Annotated in this window: 2 protein-coding genes; both read right to left on the reverse strand. The window is 54.7% G+C overall.

Annotated features, from left to right (window positions below):
* Positions 1-497 (reverse strand): purine-nucleoside phosphorylase (locus V6D20_11110; protein ID HEY9816331.1); only part of this gene is annotated, 497 nt, incomplete at its 3' end.
* 250 nt (positions 498-747) lie between these two features.
* On the reverse strand, positions 748-1,200 hold a 453-nt coding region (locus V6D20_11115), incomplete at its 5' end, for a beta-eliminating lyase-related protein (GenBank protein ID HEY9816332.1).

Below are 1,200 nucleotides of genomic sequence, written 5' to 3' on the forward strand. Positions count from 1 at the left end.
TAGGCCCGGCTCATATCTGGGAACCGGGGTCCCATCTCATCCAGGTTAGGGCCACGCAGCGGATTCAATCCGGCCATACCGATAAGGTTCAGGTGGTCTGTAATTAACATCAGATCACCCGGGGTGTAATCGGGGTTGACCGCGCCAGCCGCATTGGTGACAATCAAGGTTTGGATTCCCAGCCGCTGGCTCACCCGAACTGGCAAACCAAGTTGGGCGATGCTGTATCCCTCGTAATAGTGCGCCCGCCCCTGCATGACCATGACATCTTTGCCCTCCAGCTGTCCGATGACCAGGCGTCCCTGGTGACCTTCAACCGTGGAAACAGGCCAGGAGGGCAGTTCCTGGTAAGGGATCAGCGTGGCTTGTTTGACAGAATCTGCAAGGGATCCCAATCCCGATCCTAGAATGAGGGCAACCTCAGGCTGGGAGGATATTCGCGCCCGGATAGTATCTGCAATCTGATCGATTTGTGCAAGCGTTAAGAATTCAGTCATAAGTACAAAAATTATTATATCATGCCTGTTGTTTTCTAATGTTGGGTGAGGTTCTCTGTAATCGCCATCATGGTCCAGCGGGCAAGGGTCGTTGGAAAGAGCTGTGGAAAGTGTTACCTTGGCTCATCTGTGATCTTTGGAATGGTATAGAGGTTAGATTTTATGAAGCGCATCCGGCTGCCGCGAAACCGCGGGTTTAGGGGAATCGTGCAAGCCCTCGAGTGCTTAGTTATTGGTATCCAGGTGCTTCTTACACAGTGAGGTTTACACTGTTGAGTACCATTTTAAATGCCTGCCCGGCTTTTAGAATATCCTCATCTCCAATCCAGTAGTGCGTGACCAGCCGGAAGCGGCGCGAGCCTGCAACTCCGACTTTCACGCCTTGGGTTTCCATCTGTTGGGCCACCTGGGAAGCAGTCAAGGGTAGATCGTCCTGCAAACAGCAGAAGATCATATTGGTTTGCGGAGTGCCGGGGTCAAGGACCAACCCAGGGATCTCTGCCAGCATCCCGGCCAGGCGCTTAGCCCGGGCGTGATCTTCAGCCAGGCGATCGATCATGGAATCAAGAGCTACCAAACCAGCCGCAGCCAGCACTCCTACCTGACGCATGCCGCCCCCTAACTGCTTGCGGACGCGGTGGGCGCGGGCGATAAAGTCGGGGGAACCGCACAAGAGCGATCCAACCGGTGCGCACAGCCCTTT

The sequence above is a fragment of the Candidatus Obscuribacterales bacterium genome (genome assembly GCA_036703605.1).
Lineage (GTDB): Bacteria > Cyanobacteriota > Cyanobacteriia > RECH01 > RECH01 > RECH01.